This is a genomic window from Buchnera aphidicola (Cinara laricifoliae) (genome assembly GCF_900698945.1).
GTDB classification, from domain to species: Bacteria; Pseudomonadota; Gammaproteobacteria; order Enterobacterales; family Enterobacteriaceae; genus Buchnera_F; species Buchnera_F aphidicola_AC.
In genome coordinates this window covers 195,549-213,710 of sequence record NZ_LR217717.1, presented here as the reverse complement: position 1 = coordinate 213,710, position 18,162 = coordinate 195,549, and the positions used below count along the sequence as shown (strand labels likewise).

Here is an 18,162-nt window from a genome sequence, read left to right as displayed (position 1 = left end):
TTAATAATATGACTATATTAAATCCTTATTTTGGAAAATTTGGTGGTATGTTTGTTCCGCAAATTTTAATGCCAGCTTTATATGAACTAGAAAAGATGTTTGTAAAAACACAACATGATGAAAAATTTAAAAAAAAATTAAATAATTTATTGTGTTCCTATGCTGGTAGACCTACTCCATTAACATTATGTAAAAATATAACAAAAAACACAAAAACTAAAATTTATTTAAAAAGAGAAGATTTATTACATGGCGGGGCCCATAAAACAAATCAAGTTTTAGGTCAAGCGCTATTAGCTAAAAAAATGAAAAAAACACATATTATTGCAGAAACCGGAGCTGGTCAACATGGTGTTGCGTCTGCTATAGCTTGTGCTTTATTGAATTTAAAATGTCGTATTTATATGGGAAAAACAGACATTCTTAGACAATCTCAAAATGTATTAAGAATGAAGTTATTAGGTGCAGAAGTTATTTCAATATCATCTGGATCTGGAACGCTTAAAGATGCTTGTAATGCTGCTATGAGAGATTGGTCTAATAGTTATTCAAATTCTCATTATATGATTGGCACAGTAGCTGGACCACATCCATATCCTACTATTGTAAAAGAATATCAAAAAATAATTGGGCAAGAATCTAAAAAACAGATTTTACTAAAAAATAAATTATTACCAGATTATGTTATTGCATGTATAGGTGGTGGATCGAACGCTATTGGAATATTTTCTTCTTTTATAAAATATAAATCTGTAAAATTAATTGGAGTAGAACCAGCAGGATTAGGATTAAATACTAATAAACATGGCGCTGCTTTAAATTTAGGAAAACCAGGAATTTATTTTGGTATGAAGTCATATTTGATGCAAAATTGCGATGGACAAATTAAAAAATCATGGTCTATTTCAGCTGGTTTAGATTTTCCTGCAGTAGGTCCAGAACATGCTTGGTTAAAACATACTAATAGAGTTCACTATTCAACAATTACAGATAAAGAAGCAATTAATGCTTTTTTACAGTTATCTAAATTAGAGGGAATAATTCCAGCTTTAGAGTCTTCACATGCTATTGCATATGCATTAAAATTAATGAATAAAAATCCTAATCAGGATCAAACAATTATTGTAAATTTATCGGGACGAGGCGATAAAGATCTTGCTACCATTAACGATAAAATTAATTAATTAATCTAAGTAAAACTATGAACTCACGATATAAATTATTATTTAAAAATTTATCTTCTAAACAAGAATGCTGTTTTATTCCATTTATAGTATTAGGAGATCCATCTATAGATATATCAATAAAGATTATTGATATATTAATTAAAAATGGAGCTGATGCATTAGAATTAGGAATTCCATTCTCAGATCCTCTTGCTGATGGATTTACTATACAGAAGTCACATTTAAGAGCTCTTTATAATAAAATATCTATTAAACAATGTTTTAATATTATTAAAAATGTTAGAAATAAATATCCTGATATTCCAATAGGAATATTAACTTATGCCAATCTTGTTTATCGTCAAAAATTATCAATTTTTTATTCATATTGTAATTCTATAGGTGTTGATTCTATTTTAATCGCAGATTTACCGATAGAAGAGTCATATTTTTTTAGAAAAGTAGCTGATAAATATCAGATTTCATCAATTTTTATTTGCCCGCCAGATGCTCGAACTAATTTAGTTAAAAAAATTATAAAAAATAACCACGAATATACATATTTAGTTTCACGACCTGGAGTTACAGGAATACAACCAATATATTCACAAAAATTGTTACTCCAAACAATTCAAAAATTAAAAAAATATAAATCCTGTCCTATTATACAAGGATTTGGAATTCATAAATCTTATCAAATTAAAAAAATTTTAAAAAATGGAGTTCAAGGAATTATTTGTGGTTCACGTATTATACAAATAATAGAAGAAAATATTATAAATACAAATAAAATGTTTATAAAAATAGAAAAAATAATAAAAAAATTTAAAAATGAAACAAAAAATATTTATTATTAATAATAAATATATTAGTATTTTTAATATAAATATATGAATTAATACTATAATAATAATTATATTATAATAAATATAGTTTTATTTAAGTAAAAGGAGGAAAGATATATTTTGTCTATAATGTATATTATAATGATTGATGTAAATCAATTTTTCTATAAAAATAAAAAAAAAATATTTATTTTTTCAACTATAAGTGCATTTGTTAATCTATTCATAACATTTATATGTAGGCTGAATATAAATGATATATCTATTTTATATAATTTGGATTATTCTAAAAAATTATCTTTATTTAATATAATTAATAATATGAATATAAATCAAAAAAATATTATTTTTTATATAGAATCTATTAAAATAATGAGTACTGTTATTAGTCAATTTTTATTAACTACACTAGTGATATGGTTAATTCCATTTATCTCTTTATCTTTAATAAAAAAATTTATTTATGTGCAAACACAAATATTAAAGTCTTTTTTTTTATTTATTTTAACAATATATTTACAATTTTCATTAATAGAAATAAAATACGATTTTTTTATAATTATACGAATACTTCTATCTACTTTATTACTTGTATCTGTCATTTTTTATATAATTGAAAAAAAAAATATTTTTTACAGTATAAAAAATAGCACAAAAATTATGATAAATAATATATATTTAATTATACCGATGATTTTTTTTTGGTTAATATTTAAATGGTTAATTTTAATTTTATTAAAATTATTTAATATATTTTCAATGTATACTAATATTTTTATATTAAATATTTTTATAAACATATATTTTTCTTATATAATTATATATTTATTTAGATTTTATATTTTTTATAAAGCAAAAGATATTATTTAACATAATTAATATTTATTGCAAATATATTTATTTATTTAAAATATTTTAATTACTTATTTAAAAGGTATCAATATAATATAATTTATAAATTACACATTAAAATTAAAAATTAGTATTTCAAGTAAACACTTATTATTTTTATATAAAATTCATAAATTTAAAAATTGAAATAATTATTAAATATAATTTTTATAAAAATTTTTTTTAATCCTAACTAATTAGCGAATAAAATGTCAAATCATAAAAATACTAATGTTGTTTGTGATAAAAATTTAATGTTAAGAACACTCGCTATGCCATCTCATAGCAATGTAAACGGAAATATTTTTGGTGGATGGATTATGTCACAAATGGATCTAGGTGGGGGTATATTAGCAAAAAAAATTTCAAGAGGAAAAATATCTACAGTTTATATTGAAAGTATAAATTTTATAAAACCAATATATGCTGGAGATTTAGTTAGCTGTTATGTTAATTGCGTTAATATTGAAAAAACTTCTATAAAAACTTATATTGAAATATGGGTAAAAAAATTAAATACATATTCTTACGGATTAACGTACTGTACTAATACAGCCTTCTTTACATATGTAGCTATAAATGATAATGGAACATCTAGATTATTTTTAAAAAATAAAAATTCTCTAATATAGAGATACTTAACTAATAATTTATTTTTAAATTGATTTATATATGTATATAATACAATATAATTTTTAAAAATAGTTAATAAGTATTTATAGAAATAAAAAATAAAAATATAAAATAGATCTCATAAATATAAATTAATGATTTGTAATATTTATTACAAATAGATCAACGATAATAATAAATTAATTAAAATATTTTTAAAAATTAATATTATTTATATTCTTAATATACATAAAATATATATAAAGTATATATTTAAAATAATTATTTTATATGTAAAATTAAAAATTTATTTTTTTATAAATATATATTATTTAATTTTTTTAAATATTTGATTACTAAAGAGGTTAACTATTCGTATGAGAACACTATTCATTATAATAATGAAAATATTAAAATATATATATCAATCATTAAATGTAATTAAAAATTTAATATTTAATTCAATATTATTGCTAATAATTTTTATTTTTGTTTGGATAATATATAGTACAAAAAAAAATCATATTTTCGAAAATAAAAATATGCTAGATAAAATATTAGTTATAAATTTACAAAATTCTATGGAAGAATTACCAATTCCAAATCAATTACAAAATAAATTATGTCCAAATTTTTTAAATCATTTAATTAATAATAAAAAAAATAATTCTATTTTTGAAATTACTGAAAAAATTAAACAAGCAGAAAAAGACCCAAAAATATTGGGTATTATGTTAAAAGCAAAAAATACTTTTCATAGTAATCAAGTAATTATAGAATATTTTGGAAAAAAATTACAAGAATTTAAAAAATCTAACAAACCAATTATTGCAATAGGGAGTAATTATTCACAAAGTGAATATTATTTAGCAAGTTTTGCTGATAAAATTTTTTTATCACCAAATGGATTTATTTATTTAAATGGTATATCTAACAATACAATATTTTTAAAAAAATTTTTAGATATATTTAAAATACATATACATGTTTTTAAAATAGGAAAAAACAAAGGAGCAGTAGACCCTTTTTTAAGAAATTCTCCATCACCGGAAAATAAAATGATAGAAAAATCTATCGTTCAATTTAAATGGAAAAAATTGTTAGAAGTTATATCTCGTAATAGACACATTCCTATAAAAAAAATTTGCTCTCATCCTAACACGATGATTAAATATTTAAAAAAAAATAATAATAATACAGTGAAATATGCATTAGACTATCATTTAATAGATAATATTGATACAAAAAATAATGTTGACAATTGTATAAAGAATAAATTTTATAAAAATAAAAAAAATAATACTTTTAATTTTATGGATATTAGTGAATATCAACTTCACAAAAAAGCAACACCATCAAATTCTAATAAAATTTCTATTATTATAGCTAATGGAATAATCGGAAAAAATTCTGAAAACTCTAATTCTATGGATGTTGAGTATATTTTAAGAGAAATTAATACTGCTAAAAATGATGATTCTATTAAAGCAGTTATTTTAAGAATAAATAGTCCAGGAGGTAACACAGAATATTCAGAAATTATAAGAAAAAAATTAATGGAATTACGAAAAATTAAAAAACCATTAATAATTTCTATGGGAGATGTTGCAGCGTCTGGAGGTTATTGGATTGCTACTCCTGGAAATTATATTATTGCGCATCCTACTACAATTACAGGATCAATAGGTATTTTTTCTGTTGTACCTACACTAGAAAAATTTTTATCATCTATAGGTATGCATAATTATAGTATTTTTACACAAAAAAATGATTCAATAAATATATTGAATAATATTTCATTACAGAACAAAAATAAAATTATGTTAGATATTGATTTTGGATATAAAAAATTTATTAATATTGTAGCTGAATCACGTCATAAAACAAATGAAAATATACTAAAAATTGCAAACGGACGGGTATGGTTAGGTGTTCACGCAAAACAAATAGGGTTAGTTGATCAAATAGGTGATATAGACGTTGCTATTAAAAAAGCAACTAAATTGGCAAAAATAAAAGATTTTGATATCGTCTGGTCAGTACCACAATGTACAGCATCAAAAGATATAAAAAATCAAGTTAATTCATTAATTAAGTTAGCATCAAAAAGTATATTAAAAATATTTTTTTCTGAAGTTTTAATAAATAAAGCATGTTTTATCTATAATAAAATTTATTTTATATGGATGATGATTACATTAAACAAATCAATATCTATTTGTTTTGACAATTATATCTTAAAATAATATAAAAGTTTTACGAATAAAACACCAATAAAAAATAAATTAAATTTTTTTTTGGTGTTTATATATAATTTATTTAAAAATATTTAATATATTTATATATATATTGAATATTAAAAATTTTAATAAAAAGATATTTTTTATAAAAAATACAGTATATGCTATTATATATAAAAAATAATCGTATAATACATTATTATATATTATATAATTCATACTGTTTATCTGCATGATAAGAAGATCGTACTAAAGGACCACAAAATACTTTTGTAAATCCTATAGATAACGCAATATATTCGAAATCCATGAATTCTTTAGGTGTTATATATCTTTTAACAGATAAGTGATATTTACTAGGTTGCATGTATTGACCAATTGTAACGATAGATACACCTACTTTTTTTAAATCTTTTAATACAGATATAACTTCTTTTTTTGTTTCACCTAATCCTAACATTATCCCTGATTTTGTAGGTACCTGAGGACATATTTCTCTAAATTGATTTAATAATTTTAAAGAATTAATATAATTTGCTCCTGGTCGAATTAAAGAATATAATCTGGGAACATTTTCAATATTGTGATTAAAAACATCTGGTGGGTATTTATTTATTAAATTTAATGCTATTTTTTCTTTTCCACGAAAATCAGGTACTAAAATTTCTATTTTTATATTTTTTTTTTTTCTAATTTCATATATACAATTAGAAAAATGATTAGCTCCCCCGTCTTTTAAATCATCTCTAGACACTGAGGTTAAAACAACATATTTTAAATTTAATTTCGTAACAATATTAAATATTTTTTTAGGTTCATGAATATCTATAATGTCAGGTCTACCTTTTTTTACTGCGCAAAATGGACATTTACGTGTACATATAGATCCTAATATCATAAATGTTGCGGTTCCTTTATTAAAACATTCTGGTAAATTTGGACAATGTGCTTCTTCACATACAGAATGTAAATTATATTGTTTTAATATGTTTTTAATATTATTGATTTTATCTACATTAGAAGGTAATTTTACTTTTAACCATTGTGGTTTTTTTAAAGTTGATAGTCTATCATGAGAAGGTAAAATTTTAGATATAAAATATGTATCTTTTTTATTTTTATGAGTACTATTTATTTTTTTTTTTTGAAACATATTAATTCTTCTATAAATTTTTATTTTATTTTATTACAAATAAGTAAATTTAATTATAATGACTGATTTCTAATATTATTAATTACTTAATTATTAATAATTAAGTAATTAAAAAAAATACAGAAATTTTTTATAAAAATATTTTGTATTTTTTGTATTGTAATATTTGAATTAAAATTTTTTATTTGTGTCATTTTAATATTCTTATTTCCACAAGGATGGATATATTTAAATGGTATTAAGTCCATATTAACATTTAAAGACAAACCGTGTAAAGAACATCCTTTGATAATACGAAAACCTAATGAACAAATTTTTTTTTTTTTAACATATACTCCTGGCCAATTTTTATTTGTATGTGATGATATATTTAAATCTTTTAATAATTTAATGATAACTATTTCAATATTTTGTACTAATTTATAGAATTTAATTTTTTTTCTTTGTAAATTAATTAATAAATATATAATTAATTGTCCAGGACCGTGATATGTAATTTTTCCTCCTCTAATTGAGTAATGTACGGGTATTCCTTGAATATAAGGCATTTTGTATTCTTTTTCTAAAATACCATAAGTAAAAACAGGATAATGTTCTGCAAACCATAATTCATCAATAGTATTTTGATTTCTATTTTTTGTGAATTTATGCATTTTTTTTTCTACATCAGACCAATTGCATAAATTTAAGTATCGTATAATAATATTCATTTTATTTTAAAAATTTTATTTTTATATTACTATTATTTTTATAAAATATATTGTACATTTAAAATGATATGGATTAATAATAATTACTATAAATAAAATATAACTATATAGTTATAGTAACTATAACTAAAATTATTTAATAATTAAAATTATTATATTTAAATTATTATTTTTATAGTTATAAAAATATGTTGATATTAATAAATTTTATTCAATAAGATTTATTTTATCATAAATATTATTGTTAATAATATTGATAACATTTTAATGAACTAAAGATGCAATAATTTTTTTAGTATCATTATTAATAAATAATAAACGTACAGTAATATTATCTGAGACTCGATAATAAATTTTATTTTTTATGTATATTACTCCATATTCTGAATGACATAGTATCTCATGATGAACGTTGTGTATATATGTAGAAGGAATAAATATAAATGCACCAGTATTTAATAAACGAGCATGTATTCCGCCTCTAGAAATATCAACAATATCTGCTTGATAATGTTCATTTTCGTATTTTATTGAGTAAAAAAATTTCATATATAACCATTCTTCTATATCTCTAGCAGCCATTCTATTTTTTCTTTTTCGATCATTAATATGAGATAATAAGGTGTTGTTAGGAGGCGCAATATTATTAGATTTGTTGATTATTGATTTTATTAATCGATGATTTATCATATCACTATATTTTCTAATTGGAGATGTCCAAGTTGCATAAGAATTAAGTCCTAAGGAAAAATGAGGTTTAGAAAATAAACTAATTTCTCCAAAAGATTGAAATCGACGTATTCTATAATTTACATATTCATCTGATAATTCATCTAATGATCTTTTTAATTGACAAAATCCAGATAAAGTCATAACTTCTTCTGAAGTATAAAAAATATTATATTTTTTTAAAAAATTAACAGCATTTTTAGCATTAAAAGTATCAAATCCAATATGTGTATGGTACAAACCATATCCTAATTTTTTTTCTAAAAAATTAGCAGCACAAATATTAGCTGAAATCATAGATTCTTCAATTATTTTATGAGCTATTCTTCTATTTTCTATAGAAATATTTAATATTTCCCATTTTTTAGATAAATGAAAACGATATTCTGGACGATCTTTAAATATTAAAGCGTTTTTTTTTCTCCAAAAATTTCTAATTTTATATATTTTATTTAATAAAAGTATTTGTTTTTCAATATTCTTGTTATATGGTCGCCAATCACCTGATTGTTCTAGCCAATTAGATACGTTATCATAAGATAATTTACCTTGAGATTTTATCCATGCTAAAAAAAACTCTGTTTTTTGCATTATAATATAACCATTATTATCAATTATTATTCTACATGCTAATACTGGTCGTTTTACATATGGTTTTAAAGAACAAATATCCTCAGATAGTTTTTTAGGTAACATAGATATATTTAATCCTGGTAAATAATTTGTAAAAATACGTTTTTTAGCTATATTATCTATTTCAGCATTTACCGGTATATATTCTGTAGGATCTGCAATAGCTACTGTAAGAGCTAATTTATTTGTACTAATTTCTTCTACAAAAAGAGCATCATCTATATCTTTAGTATAGCAATTATCAATTGTAATAAAATCTAAACATGTTAAATCAACACGATTATTATTAGAGATATTATCAGGTGATAAATTTAAAAAATTTACTATTGGTGATTTTTTTTCTAAATTATATCGCGATAAAATTACATACCATGGTGATAGCGGATTATCTTGTTCAGAAATAAATTCTAATATATTTACACTAAAACATTTTTTATCACGTAAACTATGTTGTTTTAACTCTGCTGTTATCCAATCACCGTTTTTCCAAGATCTTACAATAGACGTTTTATAATTATAAAAATATACATCACGTACATATGGATAAATTGATTGTATGCAAATAAAGTTATTTTTTTTATATATTGATCCTATAAATTTTTTTAAAAATGGTTCTATTAATTTTTTTGGACATATAATTTCTCTATTATTTTTTATTTCAACGGACCCTATAATTTTATCTCCATGGATAACTTTTTTCATATTTTGAGGAGGAATAAAATATGTAGTTTGAGAATCTACTTCTAAAAAACCAAAACCTCTTATAGTACTTTTTACAATTCCTTCCACTTTAAGTTTTTTTTGGTGTAACTTTTTTTTTAATTTTATAAGTAAAGGATTATTTTGAAACATAATATTATAACCTAATAATGTTATTATTATGAAAAGATATGGAATTCAGTCAATATTTTATATATAATTAAATTTTATTAAAATTAAATATATAAAAAATTGACTAATATATTTATATATAATTAAACAATATTATTACCGGTATCCACATATATAACTTGTCCAGTAATACCACGAGATAAATTGGAACATAAAAATGCTGCAACATCTCCAATTTCTTGAATAGTTATATTTTTATGTAATAAAGAATTATCTTTACTAATAGTTATAATTTTTTTGAAATTTTTTATTCCATAAGAAGCTGTTGTTTTAATCGGTCCAGCTGAAATTGCATTAACTCGTATATTTTTTCCTATAGAAGCAGATAAATACCTAACATTAGCTTCTAATGATGCTTTTGCAACACCCATTATATTATAATAAGGAATGTATCTTACGGCTCCTATATATGATAAAGTTAAAATAGCTGATTCACTATTAAGAAATTTTTCAGCTACTTGCGCAATAGCTACTAAACTAAATGAATTGGTTTCATGCGCGTTTAAAAAATTTTTACGATTAATTACTTTAATATAATTTTTGTTCAATTGTAATATTGGTACATATGCAACGGAGTGTACTATTCCATCTAACGTATTCCATATTTTAGATAAATTTTTAAATAATTGATTGATCGACTGATCTGAATTAATGTCACATTCTAAAATAATTTTAGATTGAACTTTTTTTGCAAGTAACATTATTTTTTTTTTAGATTTTATATTATGATAGACAAATGCTAATTTAGCTTTTTGTTTATGCATCGCCATAGCAATACCCCATGCGATGGAAAAGTGGTTCTTAACGCCAAAAATTAAAATATTTTTATTCTTTAAAAAAGCCATCTGTATATATATACCTATATTATAATTATAATTTTTATATTTAAAATATATATTTTTATATTTTAAATATATATTTTTATATTTTAAATATATTTAACATAAATATATTTTAAAGTATATAATTAATATATTGAATATTTAATTTAATAATATTTTATATCGATAAATTAATATTTTTGGCTATGGTAAATATGGGATATTTTTACATATAATAGAACCTCCTATACATTTTTCATGATTATAAAAAACCGCAGATTGTCCAGGTGTGATATTTTCTATTGGTTTATCAAAAAATATTTGAATGTAACTATTTTTAGTTTTCAAATATATATAACATATTATGGGTCTATGTTGATGTCGAATTTGTACTAAACATTTAACTTTTAAATTATGTGATATCTGGTTAATCCAGTGAATTTTTTTTGTTAAAAATCCATATGATAATAAATATGGATTATTAGATCCTTGTACAACTAAAATAATATTTAATTTGATATTTTTTTTAACTACATACCAAGGATACATATTTTTATTTTTTTTTCCACCAATTTTTAATCCCTTTCTTTGACCAATAGTATAATATTCATATCCGCAATGTAATCCTAAAAATTCTCCTGACATGGTTAATATTTTTCCTACCTTATATGGAATATATTGATTTAAAAATAGATTAAATTTTTTTGGTTGAATAAAACAAATACCGGTTGAATCTTTTTTTTTGTATACGCATAATTTTATTTTTTTAGCTATTTTACGTGTTTGTTTTTTTTTTATATTAGATAACGGAAAAATTATTTTTGATAAAATTTGTGATTTTAAAGTATATAAAAAATAACTTTGATCTTTATTATTATCTATAGCTCTATATAAATAATATTTATTTTTTTTTTTTTTAATTTTAGCATAATGACCTGTTGCAAAATAATTTGCTTGTAAACATTTAAAAGTAAAGTTTAAACAAATATTAAATTTTATAATTTTATTACATAAAACATCTGGATTAGGAGTACGTCCTTTTTTATACTCTAAAATAAAACTTTTAAATACTTTTTCCCAATATTCAGTTGAAAAATTAATAGTATGTAATAAAATACCTAAATGTTTACATATTGATTTTGCATCATTAAAATCTTCTTTAGCAGAACAATAATGATTAGAATCATCTTCATCCCAATTTTTCATAAATAAACCTTCTACATGGTATCCTTTTTTTAACAAAAGCCATGCTGAAACTGAAGAATCTACTCCTCCTGACATAGCCAAAATAACTTTTTTTTTTTTCATATTACTATCACGCCATTGTATTTATTTTAAATTAAATATAATAATTTTATATATAAATAATATTTTTTTTATTAAGATAATTAATTAATAGTTGTATTATATATTGTATGTTGCAATATATTTAATAAATAAACCAGTAAATAGAAATTTACTATAATAATTAGTTATATATAATATATATATCATATATTATATTTTTTATTTATTGTATATTATATATATAATATTTTTATTTAAAGTATTTTTATTAATAAAATATTTAGAATAATAATATATATTCTATATAATAAAATATATTTAAAATAAAGTACAAATAAAATGGTATATTAGTTATATTATGAAATACATAAGAAATTTTTCTATTATTGCTCATATAGATCACGGTAAATCTACTCTATCTGATCGATTAATACAAATGTGTGGAGGTCTTTCTAAAAGAGAGATGTCAGAACAAGTTTTAGATACTATGGAATTAGAACGAGAACGTGGTATTACTATTAAGGCTCAAAGCGTAACTATTAAATATAAATCTCAAATAGGAAAAAGTTTTTTCTTAAATTTTATTGATACACCAGGACATGTTAACTTTGCATATGAAGTATCACGTGCATTATCAGCATGTGAAGGCGCTTTATTAGTGGTGGATGCAGCTCAAGGTGTTCAAGCGCAAACTATTGCTAATTGTCATAGTGCTCTAAAAATGAAATTAGCTATTTTACCTGTTTTAAATAAAATTGATTTACCTAATGCTAGGCCTAATCAAGTTTGCAAAGATATACAAGATATTATCGGTATTTCTACTAAAGACATTATTTTATGTTCTGCAAAAACAGGTGAAGGAGTATCAGATTTATTAGAAAAAATAATAACTGTAATACCAGCTCCAATAGGGAATTATTCTAATTCTTTACAAGCTTTAGTTATTGATTCTTGGTTTGATAAATATTTAGGTATAGTATCTTTAGTGCGTGTAAAAAACGGATTTATAAAAGTTAAAGATAAAATCTTAATTATGAGAACTAAAGAAGTATATCAAGTTGATCAAATAGGAATTTTTACCCCTAAACGAATTTTAAAATCTATTTTATATTCTGGTGAAGTAGGATGGATAATTTGTGGAATTAAAAACATTCGCTCTATACTAGTAGGTGAAACAATTACTTCTTTTGTTAATCCAGCTAGTAAACCATTATTAGGATTTAAAAAAATTAAACCAAAAATATATGCTGGTTTATTTCCTATTAAAAGTAATCAATATATTCAATTTAAAGAAGCTTTATATAAGTTAAGATTAAATGATTCTTCTTTGTTTTATGAGCCTGAAAACTCACAAGCATTAGGTTTTGGTTTTAGATGCGGATTTTTAGGTATATTACATATGGAAATTATTCAGTCGCGTTTAGAAAGAGAATATAATATAAAAATAATCATTACAGCGCCTACAGTTATTTATGAGGTAATACTTCTAAAAGATAAAAGAAAAGTTTATTTAGATAATCCTATAAAATTTCCTGATAATCATTGTATTTTCGAAATTAGAGAACCAATAGCGTTTTGTAATATTTTAACTCCTACTAAATATATTGGAGAAATTATTAATTTATGTATTAAGAAAAGAGGAATACAAAAAAATTTAATATATCATAATAAAAAAACAATTATTCAATATGAAATTCCATTATCAGAAGTAATTTCTGATTTTTTTGATCAATTAAAATCTATATCAAGTGGATACGCTTCGTTAGAATACAATTCTATTGGTTTTAAAAAAAGTGATTTAGTTAAAATCGATATATTAATTAATTCAATAAAAATAGATGCATTATCTTCAATTTGTCATAGAAAAAATTCTATTCAAATTGCTAAAAAAATAATAGAAAAAATTAAAAAAATAATACCAAGACATCAGTTTAACGTACCTATTCAAGCTTCTATTGAAAATAGTATTGTTTCTAGAGCTAATATTAAACAATTAAGAAAAAATGTATTATCAAAATGTTATGGAGGAGATATTAGTCGCAAAAAGAAATTGTTACAAAAACAAAAAAAAGGAAAAAAACGAATGAAAATAATAGGAAATGTAAAAATTCCTCAAGAAATATTTTTTTCAATATTACAAGTTAAATAAAAAATCATGCGAGAAATTATATATGGAATTTTTAAAGCAATATGCACTAATTATAGTTACTGGAATAATAGGTATTTTTTGGGTATTTTATTATATCAGTAGTTCTTATTTTAATTTTTTTAAAAAAAAAAATATGTATAATAAAATATTATCAAACAATATAAATTATATTTTCCCTATTATGGTCTTAATATGTATCATTAGATTTTTGGCTTATGAGCCGTTTAAAATTTTTTATAATTCAATGAATCCTACATTACTTTCTGGTGATTATATCATAATCCAGAAATTTTCTTATATTACAAATAATGTATATAAAAAAAATATCATGATACAAAGTTATCAACCTAAAAGAAATGATATTATCATATTTCAATCACCTAATGATTGTACTTCAAAATATATTAAACGAATTATAGGTATGCCAGGAGATACTGTGACTTATAATCCTTTCAAAAAAATAATATACGTTATAACAAAAAAAAATACTAAATATATATTTTTCCCTCGAAAAAAAATTGATATAAATATTATTTCAAATAATTTGATTCCAAATAATAAAAATTTTAATAATCGCTACATAAATACATATCGTTCATTAAAAATTGAACAATATCAGGAAAAATTTAAAAAAAATATACATAATATATTAATTATTCATGGAATGAAAAATTTTTTACATCCACTATATAAACAGTCTAATAAACAAAAAAAATGGACATGGATTATTCCTGATAATAAATATTTTGTAATAGGTGATAATCGCGATAAAAGTTCAGATAGTAGATTTTGGGGTTTAATTTCAAAAAAACATATTTTAGGAAAAGCTAAGTATATATGGTTTAGTATAGATATTAGTAATAAAAATTGGCTAAAAAAAATACGCTTTCATAGAATTTTTCAGAAAATTTTATAAAATATTTTATAAATTATGTATATTAAATATAATAATATTTTATTTTTAATAAATATATTATTATTCTAATTTTTAATCGGTGTCGTATGAATTCAATAGTGATGAATAAACTACAACAATTTATTGGTTATACATTTACTAATGTATCATTATTAAAACATGCTTTAACACATAGAAGTGCTAGTACGCAACATAATGAACGATTAGAATTTTTAGGAGATTCAATTCTTAGTTTTATTATAGCAAAAGCATTATATCATCATTTTCCTAAGGTAAATGAAGGAGGAATGAGTAGAATGCGTGCAACATTAGTACGAGGTAATACGTTAGCTGAAATTGCATCTGAATTTTCATTAGGTAGTTATCTTAAGTTAGGTCATGGAGAGAAGAAAAGCGGAGGATTCAAACGAGAGTCAATATTAGCTAATGCTATAGAAGCTGTAATAGCTAGTATATTTTTAGATAGCAATATATATACTGTAGAAAAAATAGTTTTACAATGGTATAAAACCCGTTTTATAAAAATGAGTCCTATTGGTACAAAAAAAGATCCAAAAACTAGACTACAAGAATTTTTACAATCAAAACATTTTCCATTACCTGTATATAATATTGGACAAATATATGGTGCTGCACATAATCAAATTTTTACTATTTATTGTAAAATAAACGGTTTATCAGAAATATTAATCGGAATTGGAGCTAGTCGTAGAAAAGCTGAACAAGATGCTGCTCAAAATGCATTAATTCGATTAGAGGTAGAATGATATAATAATGAAAAAAAAAAATGTTTTTGGAAAAATTTTAATTGTAGGTCGAACTAATGTAGGAAAATCCACTTTATTAAATCAATTAATTAATTCAAATATTTCTATAACTTCACGTAAACCGAATACAACTCAGACACATATTACTGGAATTTATACTAATCAATTAACACAATTTGAATTAATTGATTCACCCGGAATAAAATATAAATATAGTAGTACAGAAAAAAAAAAATTACGTGATACATTTAATTTAATACATGAAGCACATATAATTATTTTTATAATTAATTGTTTTATTTGGAATAATGAGGAAATAAAATTATTAGAATATATTAAAAAATATAATAATAACTATATATTGGTTATTAACAAAATTGATTGTATTAAAGAAAAAAAATTATTATTACCATTTATTCATAAAATAAATCAATTTAATTTAAATCATGAGATTTTTTTAATTTCAGCTAAAAAAAATATTTATTTAAAAGATTTATTAATTTATATTAATAAAAAATTACCAATATCACCTCATAAATATATATACACTAAAAAAACTAATTGTACTAAAAAATTTTTAATTACAGAAATAATTCGAAATACTTTAATGAACCTTCTAAATAAAGAATTAGTATATTCTTTTAAAATAGAAATTTCTAATTTATATGAGCAAATAAACAAAAAATATTTTATATATAGTATTATATTTGTTAAAAATAAAAGACACAAAAAAATTATTATTGGACATAAAGGAGAAAAAATAAATCAATGTAATAAAAGATCAAAAAATAAAATAGAAAAGTTTTTAATGAAAAAAATTAATCTTAAAATGTTAGTAAAAATTAAATAATTATAGTTTTTATAATTTATGTAACAATAAAGGTGATTATGTCAATAATAGGTATCGGGATAGATATGATTAACATCATACGATTTAAAAAATTGATTTTTAATTACGGTATAGCAATACCGAAAAAAATTTTATCAACAAATGAATTATATGTATATAAAAATATACATAATAAAGAAAGATTTTTAGCTAAAACATTCACAGCAAAAGAAGCAGCTGCTAAAGCAGTAGGATTAGGAATATATAAAAATATGTTTTTAAAAAACTGTGAAGTAATATATGATATATATGGAAAACCTAAAATAAATATGTTTGGATATATCACAAAAATATTAAAAATATTAAAAGTACAAAAAATTTTTTTAAGTATTACAAATACAGATAAATATACCCAATCAATTGTTATACTAGAAAATTAAATAAATTTTTTAATCCTAATTATCTTTTTTTTTTAAAAAATTCCTTTAATAAGTTTGAACATTCATGAAATAAAATTCCAGATGTAATATCTTTTAGATGATGTTTTATTTTATGAATGTATAATAAATTCATAAAATAAGAAAAATTATATTTTTTAGAACTATAGGAACCATAAACTATACGATATATCCTAGCAGATATAATCGCAGCAGAACACATTACACAAGGTTCATGTGTTACATACAATGTTGTATTATACAACCTATAATTTTTTAATATTTTACCGCCCTGTCTTATTGCTAATATTTCAGCATGCGCACTAGTATCTAGTAGAGAAATACAAGAATTAAATGACGCACTAATTATTTTATTATTTTTAATTAAAATAGATCCTATAGGTATTTCACCATTTTTTTTACCAAAATAAGCTTGATTTAATGCTTTCTTCATCCAGTAATTATCAATATTTATTTTGTTCATAGAAACCTATATTTAAAAATCTTTTTAATTATATTTTTTATTTAAAGATATTCGTTTATATATAGTAGATTGTTCAATTTTCCAAGAATGTTTTTTTTTATCTAGCCGTTTATCTAGTAGGGTTTTACCCTTAGCAATTCCAATTTTAATTTTACACCAAGATTTTTTCCAAAATAATTTTAAAGGAATAATTGTATATCCTTTTTGTTTATTATATAAATTTATAATTTCGATTTCTTTTTTTGTTAATAATAACTTTCGAATACGATCTGATTCGCATAAACAAAAATTTGCAATATTAACTAATGGTTGAATATTTACTCCCATTAAATATGCTTCATTTTTATCAATAAAAACATATCCTGTTATAATTTGTACAAATCCTAAACGAATTGATTTTACTTCCCAACCTTGTAATACTATACCTGCAACAATAGTTTTTTCTATATTAAAATTATATCCTGCTTTTTTATTTAAAAAAACTTTTTTTTTATTGATATTTTTTTTTTAATATTAATCAATATACTTTCCTTATTTAGTTATAAATAAAAATTTTTAATTAAAATAAATAAATATTTATTCAATATCTATAAGTAATATTA

17 protein-coding genes are annotated in these 18,162 nt (G+C 21.2%); 10 read left to right on the top strand and 7 right to left on the bottom strand.

The genetic code is table 11. The annotated features are described in order from the left end of the window. Positions 1–8: 8 nt before the first annotated feature. The 5 genes from trpB (at position 9) to sppA (ending at position 5,760) form a co-directional block, all read left to right on the top strand. Positions 9–1,184 carry a tryptophan synthase subunit beta gene (gene trpB / locus BUCILAFE3058_RS00915; RefSeq protein WP_154061523.1) on the top strand — a complete coding sequence of 392 codons (1,176 nt, stop codon included), beginning with the start codon at positions 9–11 and terminating at the stop codon, positions 1,182–1,184. A gap of 17 nt (positions 1,185–1,201) precedes the next feature. Then, positions 1,202–2,023, top strand: a complete 822-nt coding sequence (gene trpA, locus BUCILAFE3058_RS00910) for a tryptophan synthase subunit alpha (RefSeq protein WP_154061522.1) — start codon at positions 1,202–1,204, stop codon at positions 2,021–2,023. A gap of 117 nt (positions 2,024–2,140) precedes the next feature. Further along, entirely contained in the window at positions 2,141–2,881 is a 741-nt protein-coding gene (locus BUCILAFE3058_RS02130; protein ID WP_420021821.1) for a YciC family protein, read from the top strand. A 230-nt stretch (positions 2,882–3,111) separates the two neighbouring features. Beyond that, on the top strand, positions 3,112–3,534 hold the full coding sequence (locus tag BUCILAFE3058_RS00900; protein ID WP_154061520.1) for a hotdog domain-containing protein: 423 nt from the start codon (positions 3,112–3,114) through the stop codon (positions 3,532–3,534). Between the two features lie 357 nt (positions 3,535–3,891). After that, the gene (gene sppA, locus BUCILAFE3058_RS00895; protein ID WP_154061519.1) at positions 3,892–5,760 is read left to right on the top strand and encodes a signal peptide peptidase SppA; all 1,869 of its coding nucleotides are present in this window, start codon (positions 3,892–3,894) and stop codon (positions 5,758–5,760) included. 193 nt (positions 5,761–5,953) lie between these two features. On the opposite strand, the gene lipA is transcribed toward sppA, so the two are convergent. The 5 genes from lipA to mnmA all read right to left on the bottom strand — a co-directional run bounded on the left by lipA (position 5,954) and on the right by mnmA (position 11,999). Continuing rightward, the gene (gene lipA, locus BUCILAFE3058_RS00890) at positions 5,954–6,907 is read right to left on the bottom strand and encodes a lipoyl synthase (RefSeq protein ID WP_154061518.1); all 954 of its coding nucleotides are present in this window, start codon (positions 6,905–6,907) and stop codon (positions 5,954–5,956) included. Positions 6,908–6,993: 86 nt separating this feature from the next. Then, positions 6,994–7,617 carry a lipoyl(octanoyl) transferase LipB gene (gene lipB, locus BUCILAFE3058_RS00885; protein WP_154061517.1) on the bottom strand — a complete coding sequence of 208 codons (624 nt, stop codon included), beginning with the start codon at positions 7,615–7,617 and terminating at the stop codon, positions 6,994–6,996. A 264-nt stretch (positions 7,618–7,881) separates the two neighbouring features. After that, positions 7,882–9,831 (bottom strand): exoribonuclease II, encoded by a 1,950-nt coding sequence (locus BUCILAFE3058_RS00880; RefSeq protein WP_154061516.1) that lies wholly within the window; start codon positions 9,829–9,831, stop codon positions 7,882–7,884. A gap of 122 nt (positions 9,832–9,953) precedes the next feature. Further along, positions 9,954–10,715, bottom strand: coding sequence for an enoyl-ACP reductase FabI (locus BUCILAFE3058_RS00875; protein WP_154061515.1), 762 nt, complete (start codon positions 10,713–10,715; stop codon positions 9,954–9,956). A gap of 180 nt (positions 10,716–10,895) precedes the next feature. Next, a complete protein-coding gene (gene mnmA, locus BUCILAFE3058_RS00870) occupies positions 10,896–11,999 on the bottom strand; it encodes a tRNA 2-thiouridine(34) synthase MnmA (RefSeq protein ID WP_154061514.1) in 1,104 nt (367 codons plus the stop codon). A gap of 337 nt (positions 12,000–12,336) precedes the next feature. On the opposite strand from mnmA, the gene lepA reads away from it, so the two are divergent. The 5 genes from lepA to acpS all read left to right on the top strand — a co-directional run bounded on the left by lepA (position 12,337) and on the right by acpS (position 17,079). Beyond that, positions 12,337–14,127, top strand: coding sequence for a translation elongation factor 4 (lepA, locus tag BUCILAFE3058_RS00865; RefSeq protein WP_154061513.1), 1,791 nt, complete (start codon positions 12,337–12,339; stop codon positions 14,125–14,127). Between the two features lie 22 nt (positions 14,128–14,149). Further along, positions 14,150–15,043, top strand: coding sequence for a signal peptidase I (gene lepB / locus BUCILAFE3058_RS00860; RefSeq protein WP_154061512.1), 894 nt, complete (start codon positions 14,150–14,152; stop codon positions 15,041–15,043). Positions 15,044–15,129: 86 nt separating this feature from the next. Continuing rightward, positions 15,130–15,810: a ribonuclease III gene (rnc, locus tag BUCILAFE3058_RS00855; protein ID WP_154061511.1), complete on the top strand. Its 681-nt coding sequence runs from the start codon at positions 15,130–15,132 to the stop codon at positions 15,808–15,810. Between the two features lie 7 nt (positions 15,811–15,817). Next, positions 15,818–16,660: a GTPase Era gene (era, locus tag BUCILAFE3058_RS00850; protein WP_154061510.1), complete on the top strand. Its 843-nt coding sequence runs from the start codon at positions 15,818–15,820 to the stop codon at positions 16,658–16,660. A gap of 38 nt (positions 16,661–16,698) precedes the next feature. Then, a complete protein-coding gene (gene acpS / locus BUCILAFE3058_RS00845; protein WP_154061509.1) occupies positions 16,699–17,079 on the top strand; it encodes a holo-ACP synthase in 381 nt (126 codons plus the stop codon). Positions 17,080–17,098: 19 nt separating this feature from the next. Here acpS and tadA read toward each other — a convergent pair whose 3' ends face one another. Together tadA and smpB are read right to left on the bottom strand one after the other, a co-directional pair. Then, on the bottom strand, positions 17,099–17,560 hold the full coding sequence (gene tadA, locus BUCILAFE3058_RS00840; protein ID WP_232036979.1) for a tRNA adenosine(34) deaminase TadA: 462 nt from the start codon (positions 17,558–17,560) through the stop codon (positions 17,099–17,101). A gap of 24 nt (positions 17,561–17,584) precedes the next feature. Further along, positions 17,585–18,007 carry an SsrA-binding protein SmpB gene (gene smpB, locus BUCILAFE3058_RS00835; RefSeq protein WP_232036995.1) on the bottom strand — a complete coding sequence of 141 codons (423 nt, stop codon included), beginning with the start codon at positions 18,005–18,007 and terminating at the stop codon, positions 17,585–17,587. Positions 18,008–18,162 lie beyond the last annotated feature (155 nt).

Coding starts and splice junctions, on each gene's coding strand:
- trpB (WP_154061523.1), top strand. CDS start 9: ATGACTATATTAAATCCTTATTTTGGAAAATTTGGTGGTATGTTTGTT.
- trpA (WP_154061522.1), top strand. CDS start 1,202: ATGAACTCACGATATAAATTATTATTTAAAAATTTATCTTCTAAACAA.
- BUCILAFE3058_RS02130 (WP_420021821.1), top strand. CDS start 2,141: ATGTATATTATAATGATTGATGTAAATCAATTTTTCTATAAAAATAAA.
- BUCILAFE3058_RS00900 (WP_154061520.1), top strand. CDS start 3,112: ATGTCAAATCATAAAAATACTAATGTTGTTTGTGATAAAAATTTAATG.
- sppA (WP_154061519.1), top strand. CDS start 3,892: ATGAGAACACTATTCATTATAATAATGAAAATATTAAAATATATATAT.
- lipA (WP_154061518.1), bottom strand. CDS start 6,907: ATGTTTCAAAAAAAAAAAATAAATAGTACTCATAAAAATAAAAAAGAT.
- lipB (WP_154061517.1), bottom strand. CDS start 7,617: ATGAATATTATTATACGATACTTAAATTTATGCAATTGGTCTGATGTA.
- BUCILAFE3058_RS00880 (WP_154061516.1), bottom strand. CDS start 9,831: ATGTTTCAAAATAATCCTTTACTTATAAAATTAAAAAAAAAGTTACAC.
- BUCILAFE3058_RS00875 (WP_154061515.1), bottom strand. CDS start 10,715: ATGGCTTTTTTAAAGAATAAAAATATTTTAATTTTTGGCGTTAAGAAC.
- mnmA (WP_154061514.1), bottom strand. CDS start 11,999: ATGAAAAAAAAAAAAGTTATTTTGGCTATGTCAGGAGGAGTAGATTCT.
- lepA (WP_154061513.1), top strand. CDS start 12,337: ATGAAATACATAAGAAATTTTTCTATTATTGCTCATATAGATCACGGT.
- lepB (WP_154061512.1), top strand. CDS start 14,150: ATGGAATTTTTAAAGCAATATGCACTAATTATAGTTACTGGAATAATA.
- rnc (WP_154061511.1), top strand. CDS start 15,130: ATGAATTCAATAGTGATGAATAAACTACAACAATTTATTGGTTATACA.
- era (WP_154061510.1), top strand. CDS start 15,818: ATGAAAAAAAAAAATGTTTTTGGAAAAATTTTAATTGTAGGTCGAACT.
- acpS (WP_154061509.1), top strand. CDS start 16,699: ATGTCAATAATAGGTATCGGGATAGATATGATTAACATCATACGATTT.
- tadA (WP_232036979.1), bottom strand. CDS start 17,560: ATGAACAAAATAAATATTGATAATTACTGGATGAAGAAAGCATTAAAT.